Source organism: Weeksella virosa DSM 16922 (assembly GCF_000189415.1).
GTDB lineage: Bacteria > Bacteroidota > Bacteroidia > Flavobacteriales > Weeksellaceae > Weeksella > Weeksella virosa.
Map to the genome: position 1 here is coordinate 734,726 of NC_015144.1, position 21,442 is coordinate 756,167.

Sequence of the window (21,442 nt, forward strand, 5' to 3'; positions counted from 1 at the left end):
TTAATTTTCTAATGTTATCATTCCTTCAAAAACAAACTGTGCAGGGCCCTCTAACCACACTTGTTCATAACGCAAATTTGCTAACATAAACTGTACCGATAAATCACCCCCTACAGCTTTTACATGTATTGGTAGTTGCGATACCTTCCCGGCAGAATAAGCAGCGATAGCTGCAGCCGTAACACCTGTACCACAAGCTAAGGTTTCGGCTTCCACTCCTCGTTCATACGTTCGGATGTGCAGGGTTTGATTTTCGTCTACTTCCACAAAATTCACATTACTTCCTTGCTCAAAATATGGCGCACCGTACCGTATTTTCGCACCTTCCTTTTGCACATCTATCTTTTGCACATCGGCTACAAATTGTACATGATGCGGTGATCCTGTATTGAGGAAATAATGAGAAGGATAGACCTCTACTTTATCTACATCAATCATTTCTAACGCAACATAAGTAGGATGAACCACAGCTCGGTGCAAACCATCGATCGCCTCGAAAGTCATTTCTTGTTGCACAAGTCCCAAGTCAAAAGCAAACTGCGCAATGCATCGTCCGCCGTTACCACACATGCTGCTTTCTCTACCATCGGAGTTGAAGTATCGCATTCTAAAATCGTACGGATTACTATTTTGCAATAAAATCAATCCATCGGCACCCACACCGAAATTACGGTGACATATTCTCTCTATTTTTTGTCGATCCACCAAAAAGGTTTCCTCTCGATCATCTAATAACACAAAATCGTTACCTGCACCTTGGTATTTGTAAAAAGTGTACTTCACTTAGATTTGTTTTTCTATCACAAATTTAGTATATTTTCTTAGGAAAATAGCATTTGGTAAAGCTTAGCTAATAATTGTTAAAAAGCAGTTAAACCATTTAAATGTTAAAATGTTTGGTTATAAATTTGATATTACAGATAACAACATAGAAAAGAATATTATTTATTAGTACAATGAAAAAATATACAAATTACTTATTGGTCGGGCTTTTCAGTTCGATGACAACTTTGGGAGGTTTCTATGCCTTATCGAAGTATGATAATGAAAATGGAAATATAATTACGGATGCACGTGTTTTGAACAAAGGTGATTTTCAGTATGTGGATTATAAAGGTAATTATGGATACGATGCACCTAATTTTGTAGAAGCAGCAAACAAATCGGTTAATACAGTTGTTGCGATTAACAACTATCAGAAGCAAACTCGTCAACAATCCCGAGATCCTTTCTTTGATTTCTTTTTCGGGTTTCCGGATCAGCGCCAACAACGTCAACAAGAAAACCAACCTTCGGGTTCGGGTTCTGGTGTAATTATTTCTGCCGATGGATATATTGTTACCAATAATCATGTAATTAAAGGAGCAAATAAAATCGAAGTTAAACTCAATAACCAGAAAACGTATATCGCTGATTTGATTGGGACGGATCCAAGTACAGATATTGCATTGATCAAAATTGACGAAAAAGCATTACCTTATATGAAATTTGTTGATTCTGATGCGATTAACGTCGGAGATTGGGCTTTGGCTGTAGGAAATCCGTTTGGGTTAAACTCAACCGTAACTGCCGGGATTATTTCTGCCAAAGGAAGAAGTATCAATATTTTACGACAAAACACAGATTCTCCAGTTGAATCGTTTATCCAAACCGATGCAGCAATCAATCCAGGAAATTCTGGTGGGGCACTAATCAACGTAAACGGAGACCTTATCGGGATCAACACGGCGATTGCTTCTCCCTCTGGTACGTATGCTGGTTATGGTTTTGCTGTCCCTTCTAACTTGGTGAAAAAAGTGGTAGAAGATATCAAAAAATACGGTTTAGTTCAGAGAGGTTATTTAGGTATTCGCGGGTTTGATTTATCGAATGACGAAGCGGTAAGACAATACAACACCCAGAACAAAACATCTCTAAAAACTGGAAACGGTGTCTATATTTCGGATGTAGAAGCAAGAGATACAGGACTGAAATCGGGTGATGTTATTATTGAAGTAGATGGTAAACCAATTTCTTCGATGGCTAATTTATCGTTCATCGTAGGAAGCAAACGCCCTGGTGATAAAGTTAATGTAAAAGTTAACCGTAATGGTAAAATAAACAGTTATACGATTACTCTACGCGATGCTAAAGGAAATACCAATCTAAGAAGCAGAGCCGACTTATTGCCTAACGAAATTTTAGGTGCTGATTTCGAAGAGTTGACCGAAAGACAAAAAGACAATTTCGGGTTGAACTATGGAGTACTCGTAAAAAACCTGAAACAAGGAAAATTAGCTCAAGCCGGAATTAGAGAAGACTATATCATACTGAAAATCAATGATAAAGAAGTAAAAAATGAAGATGATGTCAATCGAATTCTCAAAAATTACAAAGGTAGAGTTTCTATTAACTTTATCGATTATTATGGACAAATCTATACAAAAGGTTTCCAGATGGACTAAATTTTTGAAAATATAATTAAAAATAAGTAAAGCTACCGCCTATGTTCGGTAGCTTTTTCTTTTCTACCGTTATATTTACATTCTCGTCTATCAAAAGATGATAATTTAATCGTTATCTGAAAAATTGATTTTATTTTTGTACTTATGAAAAAGATTGCTGCACTTCTAATAATATTGGGTATCTCATCGGTGCTTCTAGGGCAACAAAAAAATCCTACTACGCCGTATTTTCTTCTACAAACTGGCTACACAAATTGGAATGGTAATTATGGTAAACTAGGTGCTGATCTATATTTGGTTCAACCAAACGACAATATAATCGATCTTGGGCTGGCAGGCAATTTAGGCTACATGCAAAATAATTTTATTTTAATACCTGAAGCTTCGATTGGCTATTTATTCAATTTTTATCAAAAAGCAGCTGATCCGTATAGCAAAAGCTTTCGTTCTTCTTTTTATACTGCACGCATCAATGTTTCCCCATGGAGTATTTCACCCGAACTTGGTTTTACTGTACTAAGTGTATTTGAGTTCAATGCCGGTTATGCTATCGAGTTTAGAGAATACAAAGATTTCAAATCGTTAGAAGGGTTACGTTTTGGTTGTACGTTTCATCTTCCGACTCAACTGTTTGCCAACTGAAAATCTTTCAACTGCAAATATAAATCATAGGTAGAAGTGAGACTCGGTCCGCTACTGAAAACAAATTGTGTATGGTCTACGTATAAATAAATCGTTTCTTGCCCATCACTTAAACTGAAAGAATTTTTGATGTTTTGACCTTCCGATTCATCGTGCCATTTGATAACAACCGTATCTGGATAAAAGACTTTATCTTCGGTATGAAAAGAATCTTTGAAATAGATTAACTTATTCATCGTGTATAAAATTCCACTTCCCTGAAATTTTTTTTCTTTGAGAAATCTTCCTTGTGGACGACCAATATTGAATCGGACAATGGCTTTTCCTGTCGTTGATTCTGGTAAATCTTGTAAAAGTTTTAGTTGCAAAAGATCTCGCTTTTTAGCATCCTGATACGCTATAACCATAAGAATACTCACCGGTATAATGAGAAAGGCAATAAAAATTAGGATAGGAACTAAAACATTATACATATTTCTGAATTTTAGATAAAAATAAAAAAACCTTTGAGTATCTCAAAGGTTTTTTCTACACATATTTTTAGATTTCTGCATCCATATCAAAATTTTCTAAATATTCGGCCACCCGCTTCACAAACATTCCACCCAAAGCACCATCTACCACACGATGATCATACGCATGTGATAGATACATTTTATGTCGAATACCGATCATATCTCCTTGTGGAGTTTCAATAACAGCAGGTTTCTTCACGATTGCTCCTACCGCCATAATGGCTACTTGCGGCTGAGGAATAATCGGCGTCCCTAGGGTGTTACCGAAAGATCCTATATTGGTTATCGTATAAGTGCCACCCTGAATTTCGTCTGGTTTTAATTTGTTCTGACGAGCTCTATTCGCCAAATCGTTTACTTTCTTAGCCAAGCCAGATAAACTGTATTGGTCTGCATTTTTGATGACTGGTACGATGAGATTGCCACTTGGTAATGCGGCAGCCATCCCAATATTAATATTTTTCTTTTTAATGATTCGTTCACCATCTACCGAAACATTGATCATCGGGAAATCGAGAATTGCCTTTGTTATTGCCTGGATGAAAATTGGCATATAGGTAATCTTCTCGCCATACTTTGCTTCGAAAGCTTTCTTGTTTTTCTCTCTCCACAGAACAATGTTCGTTAAATCAGCTTCGATGAAAGACGTTACATGAGGTGCAATTTGTTTGGCTTGTACCATATTTTTCGCAATTATTTTACGCATTCTATCCATCTCGATAATTTCATCTTCACCCGAAACTGTCATCACTGGAGCAGTTGCTGGAGAAATTGATTGTTGACTTGTAGCAGCTTGTGTTGTTGATTCTATCTTTGGTTGTTGACCGCGAGTTTCTAAATATTTTTTTAGATCATCTTTGGTTACACGTCCCTCGAGACCTGTTCCATGAATTTGATCCAATTCTGTTTGTGAGATGCCTTCTTCTTTGGCAATCGATTTCACCAAAGGAGAATAGAAACGATCAGCAGACGAAACTACTTCTTGTACAGGGTTTTCTTGGCTAGTTGTTACCGATTGTTTTAGTTGGTCTATATCTTTTTCTATAGTTTCACTTGCTTGTACTACTTCTTCTTGTTCAACTTCTCCATCGACTTCTAAAATTGCAACTGGTTCACCTACTTTTGCAACTTCATCAACCTGAACTAAAATTTCTTTTAAAGTACCACTAACTGGTGAAGGCAAATCCGAATCTACTTTATCTGTAGCTATTTCTACTACCGATTCGTCTTCGGCAATTGTATCGCCAATATTTTTCAACCAATTGGTTACTGTTGCTTCCATAACACCTTCTCCCATCGAAGGTAATATCAGTTTATAATCCGCCATATTTGTGAATTTTGATGCATTACAAAACTAAACATTTTTTAATTGTAATAGGGAATTTTTGGTTGCATTTTATCAATCTCACAAATACAAACGAGAATTACTCTGTTTCTTTATGATATTGATAATATTATTGTATATAATAAAAAAACCCCTATTAAAAAAATAGAGGTTTTTCTTTTTTATCTTCTTTCGATTATGCTTCGAAATTAGCCGTCAAGTTTTGTTTAGGCTCAACGATTTCTCCAAAATTGTTCTCGAAGTTACTAACATTTTCTGCTAATGATTTCGCTAACGATTTTGCTTGCAATGGTGATAATATAATTCTAGATTTTACGCTTGGTCTAGCACCTGGCATAAATTGAATAAAATCTACCACAAATTCTGATGGTGAATGATTGATAATTGCACCTGTTGCGTAAACTCCTTGAGCTACCATTTCGTTTAACTCAATGTTTAATCCGTCGTTTTGTTGATTGTCTGACATTATGATTCTTGTTTTGCGTTAATTAATTCTTCGTATTCTTTATTTGATCCTACGATGATATTTTGATATTCTTTTAATCCTGTACCTGCAGGGATTAAATGCCCTACAATTACATTTTCTTTTAATCCGTTTAACTCGTCGATTTTTCCAGCAACTGCAGCTTCGTTAAGTACTTTTGTTGTTTCCTGGAACGATGCCGCAGACATAAACGATTTTGTTTGTAACGATGCTCTTGTAATCCCTTGCAATACAGCTTCTGCCGTTGCAGGCATTGCATCACGCGCTATAACGAGCGCTTTATCTTCACGTTTCAGACGAGAGTTTTCGTCGCGTAATTCACGTGGAGTAATGAATTGTCCAGGACGTAACACATCGCTATCTCCTGCATCTTCGACAATTTTCTTACCGAAAATTTTATCGTTTTCTTCCATAAAGTCGTCTTTATGTTCTAAGCTATCTTCTAAGAATCGGGTATCACCTGAATCTACAATTCTAACTTTTCTCAACATTTGACGAACAATAATCTCGAAGTGTTTATCGTCAATTTTCACTCCTTGTAAACGGTATACATCCTGAATTTCATTTACTAAATATTCTTGTACAGCCGTTGGACCTTTGATACGTAGAATGTCATCTGGTGTAATCGCACCATCTGATAAGGATTCACCTGCACGAACGAAGTCATTTTCTTGAACCAAAATTTGTGCAGATAACTTCACTAAGTATCGACGAATTTCACCGTTTTTAGATTCAACGATAATCTCTCGGTTACCTCGCTTGATTTTACCAAACGATACTACACCGTCCATCTCACATACGACCGCTGGGTTGGATGGGTTACGTGCTTCGAATAACTCGGTTACTCGTGGTAAACCTCCGGTGATATCTCCTGATTTTGCAGATTTACGAGGTATTTTCACTAAAACTTTACCTGCTTTAATTTTCTCCCCATCATTTATAATTAAGTGGGCTCCTAATGGTAGGTTATAAGTTTTTTCTTCTCCGTCTTTGGTAATAACCTTCAGAGCAGGAACAATTTTCTTGTTACGAGATTCAGAAATTACTTTTTCTTGGAAACCAGTTTGTTCGTCTATTTCTAATTGATAAGTTACTCCTTGCTCCAAGTTTTCGTATTCAACTTTTCCTGGTGCTTCGGCAATAATAACTCCATTGTATGGATCCCAGTATGCGATTGTATCACCTTTTTCAACTTTTGATCCGTTCGTTACCTTTAGAATCGTACCATAAGAAATATTGGTTGTTTGTCGTATGTTTCCGTCCTTATCCATCAACTTCATTTCGGTAGAACGAGAAACAACTACATCTACTGTTTTCCCTTCATCGTCTTCTGATTTTACTGTACGTAAATCATCAAACTCAACTATTCCATCAATTTTTGCTGTGATAGAAGATTGTTCTGATACGTTACCTGCAGTACCACCTACGTGGAATGTACGTAGAGTTAACTGAGTTCCAGGCTCACCAATTGATTGTGCTGCAACTACTCCTACTGATTCTCCTTTGCGAACTAATTTACCAGTAGAAAGATTACGACCGTAACATTTTGCACAAATTCCAACTTTCGCTTCACACGTTAATGGAGAACGTACTTCTACAGTTTCGATACCTGCTTGCTCGATTGAATTTGCAATTTCTTCGGTAATCATTTCACCTGCTTCTACCAACAATTCATTGGTATCCATATTATAGATATCGTTGAGTGAAGTTCGTCCTAAGATACGAGAAGATAAGCTTTCTAAGATTTCTTCTTTTTTCTTGAGTGCTGATATTTCTAGACCACGCAAAGTACCACAATCATCAGACATTACGATAACGTCTTGTGCTACGTCTACTAAACGACGAGTTAGGTAACCAGCATCGGCAGTTTTCAGAGCGGTATCGGCCAAACCTTTACGTGCACCGTGCGTAGAAATGAAATACTCTAGAATCGAAAGACCTTCTCGGAAGTTAGAGATAATTGGGTTCTCGATAATGTCACCTCCAGACGTACCTGCTTTTTGTGGTTTTGCCATTAACCCTCGCATTCCTGCTAACTGACGAATTTGCTCTTTCGATCCACGTGCTCCAGAATCTAACATCATAAATACAGAATTGAAACCTTGGTCGTCTTCTGTCATGCGACGCATTACGACTTCTGTTAACGTGGCATTGGTACTCGTCCAAACATCAATTACTTGATTATAACGTTCGTTATTGGTTATGAGTCCCATGTTATAGTTCATCTTGATATTCTCTACTTGCTCGATAGCTCCGTTGATAAGTTCTTTTTTCTGTTCTGGGATAATAATATCTCCAAGCGAGAATGACAATCCACCTTCGAATGCATTTCGATATCCTAGATTTTTCATGTCATCTAAGAATACAGCAGTTGTAGGAAAATCGGTTAATTTGATGATATCGGTAATGATGGTACGTAACGATTTTTTTGTCAAAACCTCGTTAACGAAACCAACTTGTTCTGGTACAATTTTATTAAATAATACTCGCCCAACAGAAGTTTCGATCAACTCGTATACAAATTCTTCGCCTTTACGAATGCGTGCTCTTACTTTAATTGGAGCGTTGAGTTCTACGGCTTTTTCGTTATAAGCAATTTGTACTTCTTCTTCTGAATAGAAGGTAAGTCCTTCTCCTTTTACTTTTCTATCTTCAGTAGAACGACGGATTTTGGTCATATAATATAAACCTAAAACCATGTCTTGTGAAGGAACTGTAATTGGTGATCCGTTGGCCGGATTCATGATATTTTGAGAAGCCAACATCAATAATTGAGCTTCTAAAATAGCCTCAGGCCCTAGTGGTAAATGCACTGCCATTTGGTCACCATCAAAGTCAGCATTAAACGCCGTACATACTAATGGGTGTAGACGGATTGCTTTTCCTTCGATTAGTTTCGGTTGGAATGCTTGGATACCTAAACGGTGAAGCGTTGGAGCACGGTTCAATAATACAGGATGTCCTTTGATTACATTCTCTAAAATATCCCAAACAACAGGCTCTTTACGATCGATAATTTTCTTGGCTGATTTAACGGTTTTTACAATACCACGTTCGATTAATTTACGAACGATAAATGGTTTGTATAATTCTGCAGCCATATCTTTTGGTAAACCACACTCGTGTAATTTCAGATTAGGTCCCACTACAATCACAGAACGTGCCGAATAATCTACACGTTTACCTAATAAGTTCTGACGGAACCTTCCTTGTTTACCTTTTAATGAGTCTGATAGTGATTTCAATGGTCGATTACCATCCGCTTTTACAGCAGAAGCTTTTCTTGTATTATCGAACAACGAATCCACAGCTTCTTGCAACATACGTTTTTCGTTGCGCAAGATTACTTCTGGTGCTTTGATTTCTATCAAACGTTTCAGACGATTGTTACGGATAATTACACGACGGTAAAGATCATTTAAATCAGATGTAGCAAAACGTCCTCCATCCAAAGGAACTAATGGTCGCAACTCAGGTGGTATAACCGGAATTACACGCATTACCATCCACTCTGGGCGGTTGGTATAACGTTCATTCGCTTCACGCAACGATTCTACAACTTGAAGTCTTTTTAGGGCTTCGGTACGACGTTGTTTCGATGTTTCGTTATGTGCTTTGTGACGTAAGTCATAGGACAATTCGTCTAAATCAACACGAGAGAGAAGATCTTCTAAGGCTTCTGCTCCCATTTTGGCGATAAATTTATTTGGATCCGAATCTTCTAAATATTGATTTTCGATCGGAAGAGTTTCTAAAATATCCAAATACTCTTCTTCTGTCAAGAAATCTAGTTTATTTAATTCTTCTCCTTCTATACCTTTTGCTATACCTGGTTGAATTACAACATAACGCTCATAATAGATAATCATGTCGAGTTTCTTCGATGGCAAGCCAAGTATATAACCTATTTTATTGGGTAGAGAACGGAAGTACCAAATATGGGCAATAGGCACTACCAAGTTGATGTGTCCTATGCGCTCGCGACGTACTTTCTTTTCGGTTACTTCTACCCCACAACGGTCACAAACTATCCCTTTATACCGGATACGTTTATACTTTCCACAAGCACACTCGTAGTCTTTTACTGGACCGAATATTCGCTCACAGAACAAACCATCGCGCTCTGGTTTATGCGTTCTATAATTAATCGTTTCGGGTTTTAGAACTTCTCCTTTCGACTCTTGCAAGATAGACTCTGGTGAAGCTAACCCAATACGGATTCTAGAAAATTGACTTGTTTTGTTTTTTGTTGACATATAGGAATGTATCTAACAATTTTTATATATAACGATTAGGAAGAATTAATAGGCAAGCCTATTAATCTTCCAAATTGATGTCTAATCCAAGACCTTGTAACTCATGCAACAATACGTTGAATGATTCTGGTATACCAGGTTCTGGCATTGGTTCTCCTTTTACGATTGCTTCGTAAGTTTTAGCTCTACCTACTACGTCATCAGATTTAACTGTTAAAATCTCACGTAGGATATTCGCAGCACCAAAAGCTTCTAGTGCCCAAACCTCCATTTCTCCGAAACGTTGTCCACCGAATTGTGCTTTTCCTCCTAATGGTTGTTGTGTAATCAACGAGTATGGACCAATAGAACGTGCGTGCATTTTGTCATCGACCATGTGCCCAAGCTTCAACATATAGATTACTCCTACTGTTGCTTTTTGAGCGAAACGTTCTCCTGTATTCCCGTCGTATAGGTATGTTGTACCGTGTTTAGGGATACCTGCTTCATCGGTAATATTATCAATATCTTCGATTTCCGCACCGTCGAAAATAGGGGTAGCAAATTTCTTACCTAATTTCATACCAGCCCATCCTAGAACTGTTTCATAAATCTGTCCAATATTCATACGAGATGGTACTCCTAATGGGTTTAGGACAATATCTACTGCGGTTCCATCTTCTAAGAAAGGCATGTCTTCATCTCGTACAATTCTTGCCACGATACCTTTGTTACCATGTCTACCGGCCATTTTATCTCCTACGCGTAACTTACGTTTTTTCGCAATATAGATTTTGGCTAATTTTACAATTCCTGCTGGTAATTCATCCCCTACAGCAATGGTAAAGCGTTCTCGGTTTAAGGCACCTTGCAAATCATTATGTTTGATTTTGTAGTTATGCAATAATTCTTTTACCAACTCGTTTTTATCTTCATCGGTAGTCCAAACTGTTTCACTTCCATTCAAGTTTAGGTAATCTTCAACATTTTGAAGCATCTTTTGGGTATATTTTACGCCTTTTTTGATGACTTCTTCTTTAAGATCATTGTAAACTCCCTGTGAAGTTTTTCCATTTAAAAGGATATATAGTTTTTCTAAAAGTACGTTGCGTAGTTCATTAAACTTAACTTCAAATTCGTTTTCTATGCTTTCGATAATGGCTTTATCTTGTGATCTTTTTCGTTTATCTTTAATCGATCGTGAGAATAATTTCTTATCGATTACAACACCCCGAAGTGATGGAGAAGCTTTTAATGAAGCATCTTTTACGTCACCTGCTTTGTCTCCAAAGATTGCACGTAATAATTTTTCTTCAGGGGTAGGATCGGATTCTCCTTTAGGAGTAATCTTGCCGATTAAGATATCGCCTGGTTTCACTTCGGCACCGATACGAATCATACCATTTTCATCTAAATCTTTGGTTGCTTCTTCTGATACATTAGGTATATCAGCTGTTAGCTCTTCCATTCCCAACTTGGTATCTCGAACATCTAGCGAGTATTCATCAATATGGATTGAGGTAAACCAATCTTCGCGTACTGCTTTTTCAGAGATCACAATCGCGTCCTCGAAATTATATCCTTGCCATGGCATAAAGGCTACAACCATATTACGTCCTATTGCCAGTTCTCCACCTTCGGTTGCATAACCTTCACACAATACTTGCCCTTTATCTACTCGATCTCCAACTTTTACAATTGGTTTCAGGCAGATGGTTGTTCCTTGATTCGTTTTACGGAATTTGGTCAAAGAATAGGTCTTTTCATTCGAATCGAAACTTACTAATTCTTCATTTTCGGTACGATCGTATGCAATGATAATCTTATTGGCATCTACGTAAGTAACAGTTCCTTCTCGTTCTGCGTTGACCAAAATTCGAGAGTCTTTGGCAACTTGTTTTTCTAAACCTGTCCCTACAATTGGGGCTTGTGGTTTTAATAACGGAACTGCCTGACGCATCATGTTCGATCCCATCAATGCACGGTTTGCATCATCATGCTCAAGGAATGGGATTAAGGATGCAGAAATAGAAGCTATCTGATTTGGAGCAACGTCCATTAAATCAACTTCATGTGGTTCTACTACAGGGAAATCTCCATCTTCGCGAGCAACAACACGCTCGGTTTGTATCGTTCCATCCTCTCCCATTTCGATATTCGCCTGAGTAATGATTTTTCCTTCTTCTTCTTCTGCAGATAGATAAATAGGATCTTTCTCTAAGTTTACTTTACCTTTCTCTACTTCTCGATACGGCGTTTCGATAAAACCTAAATTATTAACTTTCGCAAATACACAAAGAGAAGAAATCAATCCAATATTTGGTCCCTCTGGGGTTTCAATCGGACACAGTCGTCCGTAGTGCGTGTGATGTACGTCACGCACCTCAAAACCTGCTCGTTCTCTCGAAAGACCACCTGGTCCTAGTGCCGAAAGACGACGTTTGTGGGTAATCTCTGATAATGGATTTGTTTGATCCATGAACTGAGACAACTGATTGGTTCCGAAGAATGAGTTAATGACGGATGATAAAGTTTTTGCATTAATCAAGTCTATTGGCGTAAACACTTCATTATCTCGGACATTCATTCTCTCTCGGATTGTTCTTGCCATACGAGCAAGACCAACGCCAAACTGAGCGGCCATTTGCTCTCCAACTGTACGTACGCGACGGTTAGAAAGGTGATCTATGTCGTCTACTTCTGCTTTAGAATTAATTAATTCGATTAAGTATTTAATAATCGAAATTATATCATCTTTGGTTAACACTTCGATATCTTCTGAAATGTTAAGCCCTAATTTTTTATTTAAACGGTAACGTCCTACTTCTCCTAATGAGTAACGTTGATCAGAGAAGAATAATTTATCAATAATTCCGCGTGCGGTTTCTTCATCTGGTGGCTCTGCGTTACGTAATTGTCTATAGATATATTCTACCGCTTCTTTTTCGGTATTGGTTGGATCTTTTTGTAGGGTATTGTGTATAATACCATAGTCTGCAGAATTATTGTCTTCTTTGTGTAGAAGAATTGTTTTCACTCCAGAGTCTACGATTTGATCAATATGATCTTTTTCGATGATGGTTTCTCGGTCTAGAATGATTTCATTACGCTCGATAGATACTACTTCACCAGTATCTTCGTCTACGAAATCTTCGTGCCAAGTATTCAATACACGAGCAGCTAGTTTGCGTCCTAAAATTTTTTTCAGATTAGCTTTGGTAACTTTTACTTCTTCTGCTAAATCGAAAATTTCTAAAATATCTTTATCTCTCTCGTAACCTATAGCTCTTAATAAAGTCGTAAGTGGTAATTTTTTCTTACGATCAATATAGGCATACATTACGCTATTAATATCTGTTGCAAATTCTATCCACGAACCTTTGAATGGGATAATTCTAGAAGAATATAATTTTGTCCCATTGGCATGGAAAGATTGTCCGAAGAAAACACCTGGTGAACGATGTAGTTGTGATACTATAACACGTTCTGCTCCATTAATTATAAACGATCCCGATGGGGTCATGTAGGGGATTGTACCTAAGTACACATCTTGTACGACTGTTTCGAAATCTTCGTGTTCTTCGTCGGTACAATATAGTTTTAGACGTGCTTTTAGCGGCACGCTGTACGTTAGTCCTCGCTCGATACACTCATCGATAGAATAACGTGGTGGATCTACAAAGTAGTCCAAGAATTCTAAAACAAACTGATTGCGAGTATCTGTAATTGGAAAGTTCTCTGCAAAAGTTTTGAAAAGACCTTCATTATTGCGTTGGTCTGGTCTTGTTTCTAACTGGAAAAAATCTTCGAAAGATTTGATTTGAATGTCTAAGAAATCTGGAAACTGAGCAACTGCTTTGGTAGATGCGAAACTCAATCTTTCGTTTTTTACAGCTGGGTTGTTTGTTGTTGTAGCCAATTTCGAACGAATTTTGGATTAGATAATATCTTAATGCTTAAAAAGGCTTAGACCTATCACACAATGGTGAAGGCCTAAACCTATATTGGTGGAGTAAAAAAGATTACTTCAATTCCACTTCAGCACCAGCTTCTTCAAGCTGTTTTTTCAAAGCTTCAGCTTCTTCTTTAGAAACTTGTTCTTTGATTGTTGCAGGAGCAGAGTCTACTAAATCTTTCGCCTCTTTTAATCCTTTACCTGTTAAATCTTTTACTAATTTAACAACCGCTAATTTATTAGCACCACCCGCTTTAAGAATTACGTCGAACTCTGATTGCTCTTCAGCAGCAGCTTCTCCTGCTCCTCCTGCAACAACTACTGCAGCAGCAGCTGGTTCGATTCCGTATTCATCCTTAAGGATAGTTGATAATTCATTAACTTCGACAACTGTTAAATTTACTAATTCTTCAGCTAATTTTTTTAAATCTGCCATTTTTGTTTTCTTTTTGTTTTACAACTTTATATTTAATAGTGAGTGCGTCTTACGCTTCTGCAGGAGCTTCTCCTTCTTCTGCATTGTTTTTGTTCTCTAATTGTGAAAGAACAGTTTGGATTGGTGACTTCAATAGTGCAATAATATCTGCAATTAATTCTTCGCGAGACTTGAAGTTTGCTAACGTCACAAGCTTGTCATCACCTACATAGGTTACATTGTCAATCCATGCACCTTTAAGGATTGGTTTTTCAGATTTTTTTCTGAATGCTTCTATTACTTTTGCCGGTGCATTTTCTTTCTCTGCAACCATCAAAGCTGTATTTCCTTTTAAAGATCCATAAAGCTCTTCGAAGTTTCTATCCTCGATTCGCTCCATTGCCTTCTTTAATAAAGTGTTTTTTACAACGCGTAAAGACACATCGCTCTTAAAGCATGCTCTTCTTAATTCAGTAGAATTAACAGAGTTTAATCCTTCGATATCTGCAAGATAGATTACTTTAGAGTCTTGTAAAACTCCTTGTAATTCCTCTATCATGGTTGCTTTTTCATCTCTTGTCATTGCCATAATATTCTACTTTTTATGCGTTTACACTTTTAGGATCTACTGGAATACCAGGCGATTGAGTAGACGAAAGTGTGATGCTTTTTACATATACACCTTTCGCTGCTGTTGGTTTCAATTTCACCAAAGTTGTCATCAACTCATTGATATTTTCTTGCAGTTTTACCGGCTCGAAAGATACCTTTCCTATCGCTGCATGGATAATCCCGTAACGATCTACTTTAAAATCAATTTTACCTGCTTTTACTTCTGATACTGCCTTACCAACTTCTAGAGTTACTGTACCAGATTTTGGATTAGGCATTAAACCACGTGGCCCTAAAATACGACCTAATGGACCTAATTTACCCATAACTGCAGGCATTGTTACTATTACATCTACGTCTGTCCAACCTTCTTTAATCTTTTGTAAATATTCATCTAAACCTACGTAGTCTGCTCCAGCTTCTTTTGCTTCTGCTTCTTTATCTGGAGTTACTAAAGCCAAAACACGTACGTCTTTTCCGGTACCATGTGGTAAAGAAACAACACCACGTACCATTTGATTGGCTTTTTTAGGATCTACACCTAAACGTACAGCGATATCAACCGATGCATCGTATTTGGCGTAATTAACTTCTTTCACTAATGAAGTTGCTTCTTCAACTGAGTAAAGAGAAGTTCTATCTATTTTTTCTAAAGCTTCCTTTTGCTTTTTGGTTAATTTTGCCATTTCTGATAATTGGTTTGATTAATTACTCTGGAGCTTGTCCACCTTTTACAGTTATACCCATAGAACGTGCAGTACCAGCAACCATTTTCATAGCAGATTCTACAGTAAAGCAGTTCATATCTGCTAACTTATCTTCAGCGATTGTTCTTACTTGATCCCAAGTTACTGAACCAACTTTTTGACGGTTAGGCTCTCCAGAAGCTTTCTTCAATTTTGCTAACTCCATTAACTGTACTGCAGCTGGAGGAGTTTTAATTACAAAATCAAATGATTTGTCTTGATAAACAGTAATCACTACAGGCAATACTTGCCCTTGTTTTTCTTGTGTTCTACCATTAAATTGTTTACAAAACTCCATAATGTTTACACCAGCAGCACCTAAAGCAGGCCCAACAGGTGGTGAAGGATTTGCTTGCCCTCCTTTTACTTGAAGTTTTACAACTTTTTCAATTTTTTTTGCCATTTCTTTATATAATAAAATTAAGCGTTATGTGGAAGCAGCCTAAATTTTTTCAACTTGACCGAAGTTTAACTCAAGTGGTGTTTTACGTCCGAATATTAGAACCATTACCTCTAACTTGCGTTTATCTTCATGAATTTTTTCTATACTTCCCGTAAATCCACTGAAAGGACCGTCGATTACTTTGATTGTTTCTCCTACGTCAAAAGGAATAGAATTACTCTCAATTGAGTCAGCCAACTCATCTACTTTTCCTAACATACGATTTACCTCTGATTGGCGCATAGGAACAGGATCTCCACCTTTAGTGGCACTCAAGAAACTAATTACGCCTGGGATATTTTTCACGATATGTGGAACTTCTCCCTGCAGAGATGCCTCTATCATAACATACCCCGGGAAGTGTACCTTTTCTTTTTGGTACTTTTTACCATTACGTATTTGAAACACTTTTTCCATAGGCACAACAACCTGACCAATATAATCGGTTAGTTTGTGATATTGTGCTTCATTTTCAATATAGTTTTTCACCTTAAGCTCTTGCCCGCTTACAGTTTTTACTACATACCATTTTTTATCAACCATGCTCAACTACGTTGTACGGATTATTATCTTAATGTTTCGTAAATGTTGTATAATATTTTTGCAAAAACAGAATCTATTATATACAAAAATATAGCCAACAATACAGTTGCTATAGTTACAATAATTGTATCTTTTTGTAAGTCTTGAAAAGAAGGCCAAGTAACATTCTCTTTAAACTCTACAAAAGATGATTTTATAAAATTGACAACTTTCATATCATGTTATCTTAGCACGGGCACAAGGATTCGAACCCTGATCAACGGTTTTGGAGACCGCTATTCTACCATTGAACTATGCCCGTATAAAAATGGTAGTCATGGATGACTACCATTTCTTATATTTACTATACTTTCGTATAGCTTATTCTATAATTTCAGTTACCTGACCAGCACCAACTGTTCTACCTCCTTCACGGATCGCAAAACGTAATCCTACATTCAAGGCAATTGGTTGCAATAATTCAACATCGATAGTTAAGTTATCACCTGGCAACACCATCTCTACTCCTTCTGGTAAGTGAATTTCACCCGTAACGTCTGTTGTACGTACGTAGAATTGAGGACGGTATCTGTTATGGAATGGAGTGTGACGTCCACCTTCTTCTTTAGTCAAGATATACACCTCTGCTTTGAATTTCTTATGAGGAGTTACTGAACCTTGTTTTGCGATAACCATACCACGGCGGATATCAGTTTTCTCAATACCACGTAATAATAAACCTACGTTATCTCCAGCTTCACCTCTATCCAAGATTTTACGGAACATCTCTACCCCAGTTACAGTTGAAGTTAACTTCTCTTCACCCATACCTACGATATCCACAGGATCCCCAGAGTTGATAATACCAGACTCAATACGTCCTGTTGCTACAGTTCCACGACCTGTAATTGAGAACACGTCTTCGATTGGCATCAAGAAAGGCTTATCTTGATCACGTACTGGCTGCTCAATCCAAGCATCAACAGACTCCATCAAACTTAAAACAGTCTCAACCCATTTCGGCTCACCATTCAATGCTCCTAATGCAGATCCTTGAACCACTGGTGTATTATCTCCGTCATACTCATAAGAAGATAATAAATCTCTCACCTCCATATCCACCAACTCTAACAACTCAGCATCATCAACCATATCCACTTTGTTTAAGAAAACAACGATACGTGGAACGTTTACCTGACGACACAATAAGATATGTTCACGTGTCTGTGGCATTGGGCCATCTGTAGCCGCAACAACCAAGATTGCACCATCCATTTGAGCCGCACCAGTAACCATGTTCTTCACATAATCCGCGTGACCTGGACAGTCTACGTGAGCGTAGTGACGGTTAGCTGTTTCATACTCAACGTGAGATGTATTAATTGTAATACCTCTCTCTCTTTCTTCTGGAGCGTTGTCGATTGAATCATAAGCTCTTGCTTCTGAAAAACCGGCGTCAGCCAATACTTTTGTAATAGCAGCAGTTAAAGTAGTCTTACCATGGTCAACATGCCCAATAGTTCCGATGTTTAAGTGCGGCTTATTACGATTAAAAGTTTCCTTTGCCATTTTACTTTTTATTAATTTCTATGTTATACTTAATCTAAAGATTCTAAACTAAAAAACTCTCTTATCTCTCGATAAAAAAACATGAGCCAACGAAGGGAATTGAACCCTCGACCTCTTCCTTACCAAGGAAGCGCTCTACCCCTGAGCTACATCGGCCAGAAGTTGAGCGGGAAACGAGACTCGAACTCGCAACATTCAGCTTGGAAGGCTGACGCTCTACCAATTGAGCTATTCCCGCTTACACTTTCTACAATACAATTTCTGAATAAAAAGCCTCGCAAAGCTAAGGATTTTTTTTTAATTCCTATGAAATTCAGAACAAAAAAAATAAAAAATGTGGGAAGAGCAGGATTCGAACCTGCGAAGGTAAATACCAACGGATTTACAGTCCGTCCTCGTTGGCCGCTTGAGTATCTTCCCAACTGAACTTTTTACTTCTTTCTGTATGAGCCGATAGAGGGATTCGAACCCACGACCCCGAGATTACAAATCACGTGCTCTGGCCAACTGAGCTATATCGGCAAAAAGTCCTAGCATTTAAAAGAACAATCCGCTAAGTATTGAATTTAACGGACTGCAAATTTACATAGATTTTTAATAATTCCAAATTTTTTTTCGGAAATTTTATAATCTTTATCGGTCTGCGATTTTTTCTTTCCGTTTTATAATTAATCTTTTTAGTGTATCTATCGATAAATCAATGCATTCCTCAAACGATTGCCCTTTTTTACTTACTATAATATCATCTCCAGGAATTTCTAATCGAATATCAATCGATTTATTATCTTTCTCCGAGGTGTTTTCTAATTTCATCGATACGTCTGCCGCAATTATTTTATCGGACAGATGGTCTAATTTAGCTAATTTTTGCTCTAAATAATCTTCTAAATTTTGTTTTGCGTTGAAATTAATCGCTTGAAATTTTACTTTCATAGTTCATCTTTTTTCCGCCCACGAGGGTGAGCATTGTTAAACACTTTTTTCAAATTCTGTATGCTACTGTGCGTATAGATTTGGGTAGAAGACAAACTTGAATGCCCTAAAATCTCTTTCAATGCATTCAGATCTGCTCCATTCTCTAACAATTGCGTAGCAAACGTATGCCTCAATACATGAGGACTCTTTTTATGCTTCTCTGTAATAAAACTAAGATAATAATTTACTCTTTCGTAAACAAATTTTTCATACAAAGCTTGACCGTTATTTTTGATAAAAAGTGTTAAATTTTCGCTACCAACAACTTCTTTCCGCACTTTTAGGTATCGAGTAAACTCGGACACTAGATTTTCTCCGATAGGCAAAACTCGCTCTTTGTTTCGTTTTCCCAAAACTTTGATTTCTTTTTGCTCGATACGCAACTGAGGAAGTGTTAGTTGTATTAACTCTCCTCGCCGTATTCCTGTTTGGTAGAAAAGATTCATCATCAAACGATCACGTATCCCATCAAAATCATCCGGAAAAATATTTTCCAACTCAAAAAGTCGTTGCATTTCTTTTTCAGTATACGGTATGATTACTTCTTTTTTCGTTTTCAGTGATTTTATCTGCAACATAGGCGAAGTAGTTAACTGTCCCGTTTTGATAAGATAGATGTAGAAAGTTCGTAAACTACTCAACTTCCGATTAATACTACGTTCGGATATATTCTTATCCGACAAAGAAATTATAAAAGACCTGATATGATTTTTTTCGGCTTTTTCTATTGAATCGCTTGACTCTTCTATTTGGTAGAAGGACAGAAAATCATCTAAATCTCGTCGGTAATTCTTTATAGTATGAAGTGAGTAACGCTTTTCGTACTGTAAATAGTCTAAAAACCTCTGTATTGTCTCCATAAAAAAACCTATCCGTCAAAGATATGTTTTTGACGGATAGGTTGATAATTTTTCTAAAGAAAAAACGCTATTTATGCTTCTTCTTGCGAAGCCAAAGCTTGTTTGTAGATTGCTCTACTCATTTTTTGACGCTTCAAAACAGAAGGTTTTGTATACTGTTGACGTGCTCTTAATTGACGCAAAACGCCTGTTTTGTCGTATTTTCTTTTGTATTTTTTCAAGGCTCTTTCGATTGATTCGCCGTCTTTTACTGGAATGATTAACATAATCTATCTATTTTCTTTTGTTTCTTTCTATTGAGTTTGCAAATATACAACTCTTTATATTTTAAACAAATACTTTTTTAATCTTTTGTAATATTTCTTCCGATTACTAATTTTTGAATCTCGGTTGTTCCTTCTCCAATGGTACATAATTTAGAGTCGCGATAGAATTTCTCTACCGGAAAATCTTTAGTATATCCATATCCACCAAAAATCTGTACCGCTTCGTTTGCGATTCTCACACATGCTTCCGATGCAAAATATTTAGCCATTGCTCCTTCTGTCGACATCGGTTGTTGATTATTTTTCAGGTATGCAGCTTTGTAAATTAATAATTCAGACGCTTCGATTTCGGTTGCCATCTCCGCCAACTTGAAGTTAATTGCCTGAAAATTAGCAATTGGCTGCCCAAATTGGTGTCTTTCTTTCGAGTATTTCAAGGCTGCTTTGTATGCACCTTTCGCAATTCCTAAACTTAGTGCTGCAATAGAAATTCTACCTCCATCTAATATCGTAAGCGCTTGTTTGAAGCCTTCTCCTACTTCTCCTAAGCGGTTTTCGTCTGAGACACGTACGTTATCAAAAATTAATTCTGCCGTTTCGGATGCACGCATTCCTAATTTATTTTCCTTCTTTCCAGAGGTAAATCCTGGTGTGCCTTTTTCTACTACAAAGGCTGTGGCATTATTTTTCGCTCCTTTTTCTCCTGTTCTTGTCATCACTACTGCAACATCTCCAGAGATGGCGTGTGTAATAAAATTTTTAGCACCGTTGATTACCCATTCGTCCCCATCTTTCACTGCTGTTGTACTCATTCCACCAGCATCCGATCCTGTATTATGCTCTGTTAATCCCCACGCACCGATCCATTCTCCGGTGGCTAATTTTGGGATCCAGCGCTGTTTTTGTTCTTCTGTTGCAAAAGTTAGGATATGATTTGTACAAAGTGAGTTATGTGCTGCAACAGATAAACCAATCGAAGGATCTACCTGAGAAATTTCGTCTACAATTGCGATGTATTCATCATACGATAACCCGCTTCCGCCTAATTCTTCTGGTACTAGAATTCCCATAAAACCCATCTCTCCTAACTTCTTGAAAACTTCTACAGGGAAAGTTTGGCTTTCGTCCCATTCCATTACATGAGGAAGAATATTTTGAGTTGCGAAATCTCTTGCTGATTGTGCGATTAACTGAATATTTTCGTTCTCTAAGTGTTTCATTTTTTTGTATGTTTTTGCTCGGCTAAAATAAAATTATTATTGATGAAATGAAAATTTTCGGTTTGTTCTTTTCGATGTTGTTAAAAAAACGAGCATTTTACGAAATCCGACATCTATAAAACTAGATTTGTTGGATAATTGTTTTGTTGGGTTTTCTTTTCTATAGATTCTATAGGAGAAAGCTGTTCTTTTCGT

At 37.2% G+C, this 21,442-nt stretch carries 19 protein-coding genes and 5 tRNA genes; 2 read left to right on the top strand and 22 right to left on the bottom strand.

All coding sequences use genetic code 11. The features are described 5' to 3' along the window. Entirely contained in the window at positions 1-783 is a 783-nt protein-coding gene (gene dapF / locus WEEVI_RS03620; RefSeq protein ID WP_013597819.1) for a diaminopimelate epimerase, read from the bottom strand. 173 nt (positions 784-956) lie between these two features. On the opposite strand from dapF, the gene WEEVI_RS03625 reads away from it, so the two are divergent. Both WEEVI_RS03625 and WEEVI_RS03630 read left to right on the top strand, forming a co-directional pair. Continuing rightward, positions 957-2,444 carry a Do family serine endopeptidase gene (locus WEEVI_RS03625; RefSeq protein ID WP_013597820.1) on the top strand — a complete coding sequence of 496 codons (1,488 nt, stop codon included), beginning with the start codon at positions 957-959 and terminating at the stop codon, positions 2,442-2,444. Between the two features lie 144 nt (positions 2,445-2,588). Further along, positions 2,589-3,086, top strand: coding sequence for a hypothetical protein (locus tag WEEVI_RS03630; protein WP_013597821.1), 498 nt, complete (start codon positions 2,589-2,591; stop codon positions 3,084-3,086). On the opposite strand, the gene WEEVI_RS10895 is transcribed toward WEEVI_RS03630, so the two are convergent. The 21 genes from WEEVI_RS10895 to WEEVI_RS03735 all read right to left on the bottom strand — a co-directional run bounded on the left by WEEVI_RS10895 (position 3,068) and on the right by WEEVI_RS03735 (position 21,247). Continuing rightward, entirely contained in the window at positions 3,068-3,559 is a 492-nt protein-coding gene (locus tag WEEVI_RS10895) for a hypothetical protein (protein WP_013597822.1), read from the bottom strand. The genes WEEVI_RS03630 and WEEVI_RS10895 overlap by 19 nt on opposite strands. Before the next feature lie 67 nt (positions 3,560-3,626). Further along, positions 3,627-4,928, bottom strand: a complete 1,302-nt coding sequence (locus WEEVI_RS03640; RefSeq protein WP_013597823.1) for a dihydrolipoamide acetyltransferase family protein — start codon at positions 4,926-4,928, stop codon at positions 3,627-3,629. 193 nt (positions 4,929-5,121) lie between these two features. Then, entirely contained in the window at positions 5,122-5,412 is a 291-nt protein-coding gene (locus WEEVI_RS03645) for a DUF3467 domain-containing protein (protein ID WP_013597824.1), read from the bottom strand. Continuing rightward, positions 5,412-9,686 (bottom strand): DNA-directed RNA polymerase subunit beta', encoded by a 4,275-nt coding sequence (rpoC, locus tag WEEVI_RS03650; RefSeq protein WP_013597825.1) that lies wholly within the window; start codon positions 9,684-9,686, stop codon positions 5,412-5,414. The genes WEEVI_RS03645 and rpoC overlap by 1 nt, the downstream gene beginning before the upstream one ends. 61 nt (positions 9,687-9,747) lie before the next feature. Continuing rightward, entirely contained in the window at positions 9,748-13,584 is a 3,837-nt protein-coding gene (rpoB, locus tag WEEVI_RS03655) for a DNA-directed RNA polymerase subunit beta (protein WP_013597826.1), read from the bottom strand. Positions 13,585-13,687: 103 nt separating this feature from the next. Beyond that, the gene (rplL, locus tag WEEVI_RS03660) at positions 13,688-14,056 is read right to left on the bottom strand and encodes a 50S ribosomal protein L7/L12 (protein WP_013597827.1); all 369 of its coding nucleotides are present in this window, start codon (positions 14,054-14,056) and stop codon (positions 13,688-13,690) included. A gap of 49 nt (positions 14,057-14,105) precedes the next feature. After that, the gene (gene rplJ / locus WEEVI_RS03665; RefSeq protein WP_013597828.1) at positions 14,106-14,624 is read right to left on the bottom strand and encodes a 50S ribosomal protein L10; all 519 of its coding nucleotides are present in this window, start codon (positions 14,622-14,624) and stop codon (positions 14,106-14,108) included. Between the two features lie 13 nt (positions 14,625-14,637). Beyond that, positions 14,638-15,333 (bottom strand): 50S ribosomal protein L1, encoded by a 696-nt coding sequence (gene rplA / locus WEEVI_RS03670; RefSeq protein WP_013597829.1) that lies wholly within the window; start codon positions 15,331-15,333, stop codon positions 14,638-14,640. 22 nt (positions 15,334-15,355) lie between these two features. Next, positions 15,356-15,796, bottom strand: a complete 441-nt coding sequence (rplK, locus tag WEEVI_RS03675; RefSeq protein WP_013597830.1) for a 50S ribosomal protein L11 — start codon at positions 15,794-15,796, stop codon at positions 15,356-15,358. Positions 15,797-15,835: 39 nt separating this feature from the next. After that, positions 15,836-16,378: a transcription termination/antitermination protein NusG gene (gene nusG / locus WEEVI_RS03680; RefSeq protein WP_013597831.1), complete on the bottom strand. Its 543-nt coding sequence runs from the start codon at positions 16,376-16,378 to the stop codon at positions 15,836-15,838. Positions 16,379-16,401: 23 nt separating this feature from the next. Continuing rightward, positions 16,402-16,593 (bottom strand): preprotein translocase subunit SecE, encoded by a 192-nt coding sequence (secE, locus tag WEEVI_RS03685; protein ID WP_013597832.1) that lies wholly within the window; start codon positions 16,591-16,593, stop codon positions 16,402-16,404. Positions 16,594-16,608: 15 nt separating this feature from the next. Next, positions 16,609-16,679, bottom strand: a tRNA-Trp gene (locus tag WEEVI_RS03690). A gap of 59 nt (positions 16,680-16,738) precedes the next feature. Beyond that, a complete protein-coding gene (gene tuf, locus WEEVI_RS03695) occupies positions 16,739-17,926 on the bottom strand; it encodes an elongation factor Tu (protein WP_013597833.1) in 1,188 nt (395 codons plus the stop codon). 84 nt (positions 17,927-18,010) lie between these two features. Beyond that, positions 18,011-18,082 (bottom strand) — tRNA-Thr (locus WEEVI_RS03700). A gap of 9 nt (positions 18,083-18,091) precedes the next feature. After that, positions 18,092-18,164: transfer RNA gene (locus WEEVI_RS03705), tRNA-Gly, on the bottom strand. 99 nt (positions 18,165-18,263) lie between these two features. Further along, positions 18,264-18,346 (bottom strand) — tRNA-Tyr (locus tag WEEVI_RS03710). 28 nt (positions 18,347-18,374) lie between these two features. Continuing rightward, positions 18,375-18,448 (bottom strand) — tRNA-Thr (locus WEEVI_RS03715). A gap of 111 nt (positions 18,449-18,559) precedes the next feature. Next, positions 18,560-18,859 (bottom strand): ribosome hibernation-promoting factor, HPF/YfiA family, encoded by a 300-nt coding sequence (hpf, locus tag WEEVI_RS03720; protein WP_013597834.1) that lies wholly within the window; start codon positions 18,857-18,859, stop codon positions 18,560-18,562. Next, entirely contained in the window at positions 18,856-19,761 is a 906-nt protein-coding gene (locus WEEVI_RS03725) for a tyrosine-type recombinase/integrase (protein ID WP_013597835.1), read from the bottom strand. The genes hpf and WEEVI_RS03725 overlap by 4 nt, the downstream gene beginning before the upstream one ends. 71 nt (positions 19,762-19,832) lie before the next feature. Then, positions 19,833-20,027, bottom strand: a complete 195-nt coding sequence (gene rpsU / locus WEEVI_RS03730; RefSeq protein WP_013597836.1) for a 30S ribosomal protein S21 — start codon at positions 20,025-20,027, stop codon at positions 19,833-19,835. 77 nt (positions 20,028-20,104) lie between these two features. Then, complete coding sequence (locus WEEVI_RS03735; RefSeq protein ID WP_013597837.1) at positions 20,105-21,247, bottom strand: acyl-CoA dehydrogenase family protein; 1,143 nt, start codon at positions 21,245-21,247, stop codon at positions 20,105-20,107. Positions 21,248-21,442 lie beyond the last annotated feature (195 nt).

Excerpts from the sequence above, each read along its gene's own strand:
- WEEVI_RS03645 (WP_013597824.1), bottom strand. The coding sequence starts at position 5,412 with ATGTCAGACAATCAACAAAACGACGGATTAAACATTGAGTTAAACGAA.
- rplL (WP_013597827.1), bottom strand. The coding sequence starts at position 14,056 with ATGGCAGATTTAAAAAAATTAGCTGAAGAATTAGTAAATTTAACAGTT.
- rplA (WP_013597829.1), bottom strand. The coding sequence starts at position 15,333 with ATGGCAAAATTAACCAAAAAGCAAAAGGAAGCTTTAGAAAAAATAGAT.
- rplK (WP_013597830.1), bottom strand. The coding sequence starts at position 15,796 with ATGGCAAAAAAAATTGAAAAAGTTGTAAAACTTCAAGTAAAAGGAGGG.
- WEEVI_RS03625 (WP_013597820.1), top strand. The coding sequence starts at position 957 with ATGAAAAAATATACAAATTACTTATTGGTCGGGCTTTTCAGTTCGATG.
- tuf (WP_013597833.1), bottom strand. The coding sequence starts at position 17,926 with ATGGCAAAGGAAACTTTTAATCGTAATAAGCCGCACTTAAACATCGGA.
- WEEVI_RS03630 (WP_013597821.1), top strand. The coding sequence starts at position 2,589 with ATGAAAAAGATTGCTGCACTTCTAATAATATTGGGTATCTCATCGGTG.
- WEEVI_RS03725 (WP_013597835.1), bottom strand. The coding sequence starts at position 19,761 with ATGGAGACAATACAGAGGTTTTTAGACTATTTACAGTACGAAAAGCGT.
- WEEVI_RS03640 (WP_013597823.1), bottom strand. The coding sequence starts at position 4,928 with ATGGCGGATTATAAACTGATATTACCTTCGATGGGAGAAGGTGTTATG.
- secE (WP_013597832.1), bottom strand. The coding sequence starts at position 16,593 with ATGAAAGTTGTCAATTTTATAAAATCATCTTTTGTAGAGTTTAAAGAG.
- rpsU (WP_013597836.1), bottom strand. The coding sequence starts at position 20,027 with ATGTTAATCATTCCAGTAAAAGACGGCGAATCAATCGAAAGAGCCTTG.
- WEEVI_RS03735 (WP_013597837.1), bottom strand. The coding sequence starts at position 21,247 with ATGAAACACTTAGAGAACGAAAATATTCAGTTAATCGCACAATCAGCA.
- nusG (WP_013597831.1), bottom strand. The coding sequence starts at position 16,378 with ATGGTTGATAAAAAATGGTATGTAGTAAAAACTGTAAGCGGGCAAGAG.
- rpoC (WP_013597825.1), bottom strand. The coding sequence starts at position 9,686 with ATGTCAACAAAAAACAAAACAAGTCAATTTTCTAGAATCCGTATTGGG.
- hpf (WP_013597834.1), bottom strand. The coding sequence starts at position 18,859 with ATGAAAGTAAAATTTCAAGCGATTAATTTCAACGCAAAACAAAATTTA.
- WEEVI_RS10895 (WP_013597822.1), bottom strand. The coding sequence starts at position 3,559 with ATGTATAATGTTTTAGTTCCTATCCTAATTTTTATTGCCTTTCTCATT.
- rplJ (WP_013597828.1), bottom strand. The coding sequence starts at position 14,624 with ATGGCAATGACAAGAGATGAAAAAGCAACCATGATAGAGGAATTACAA.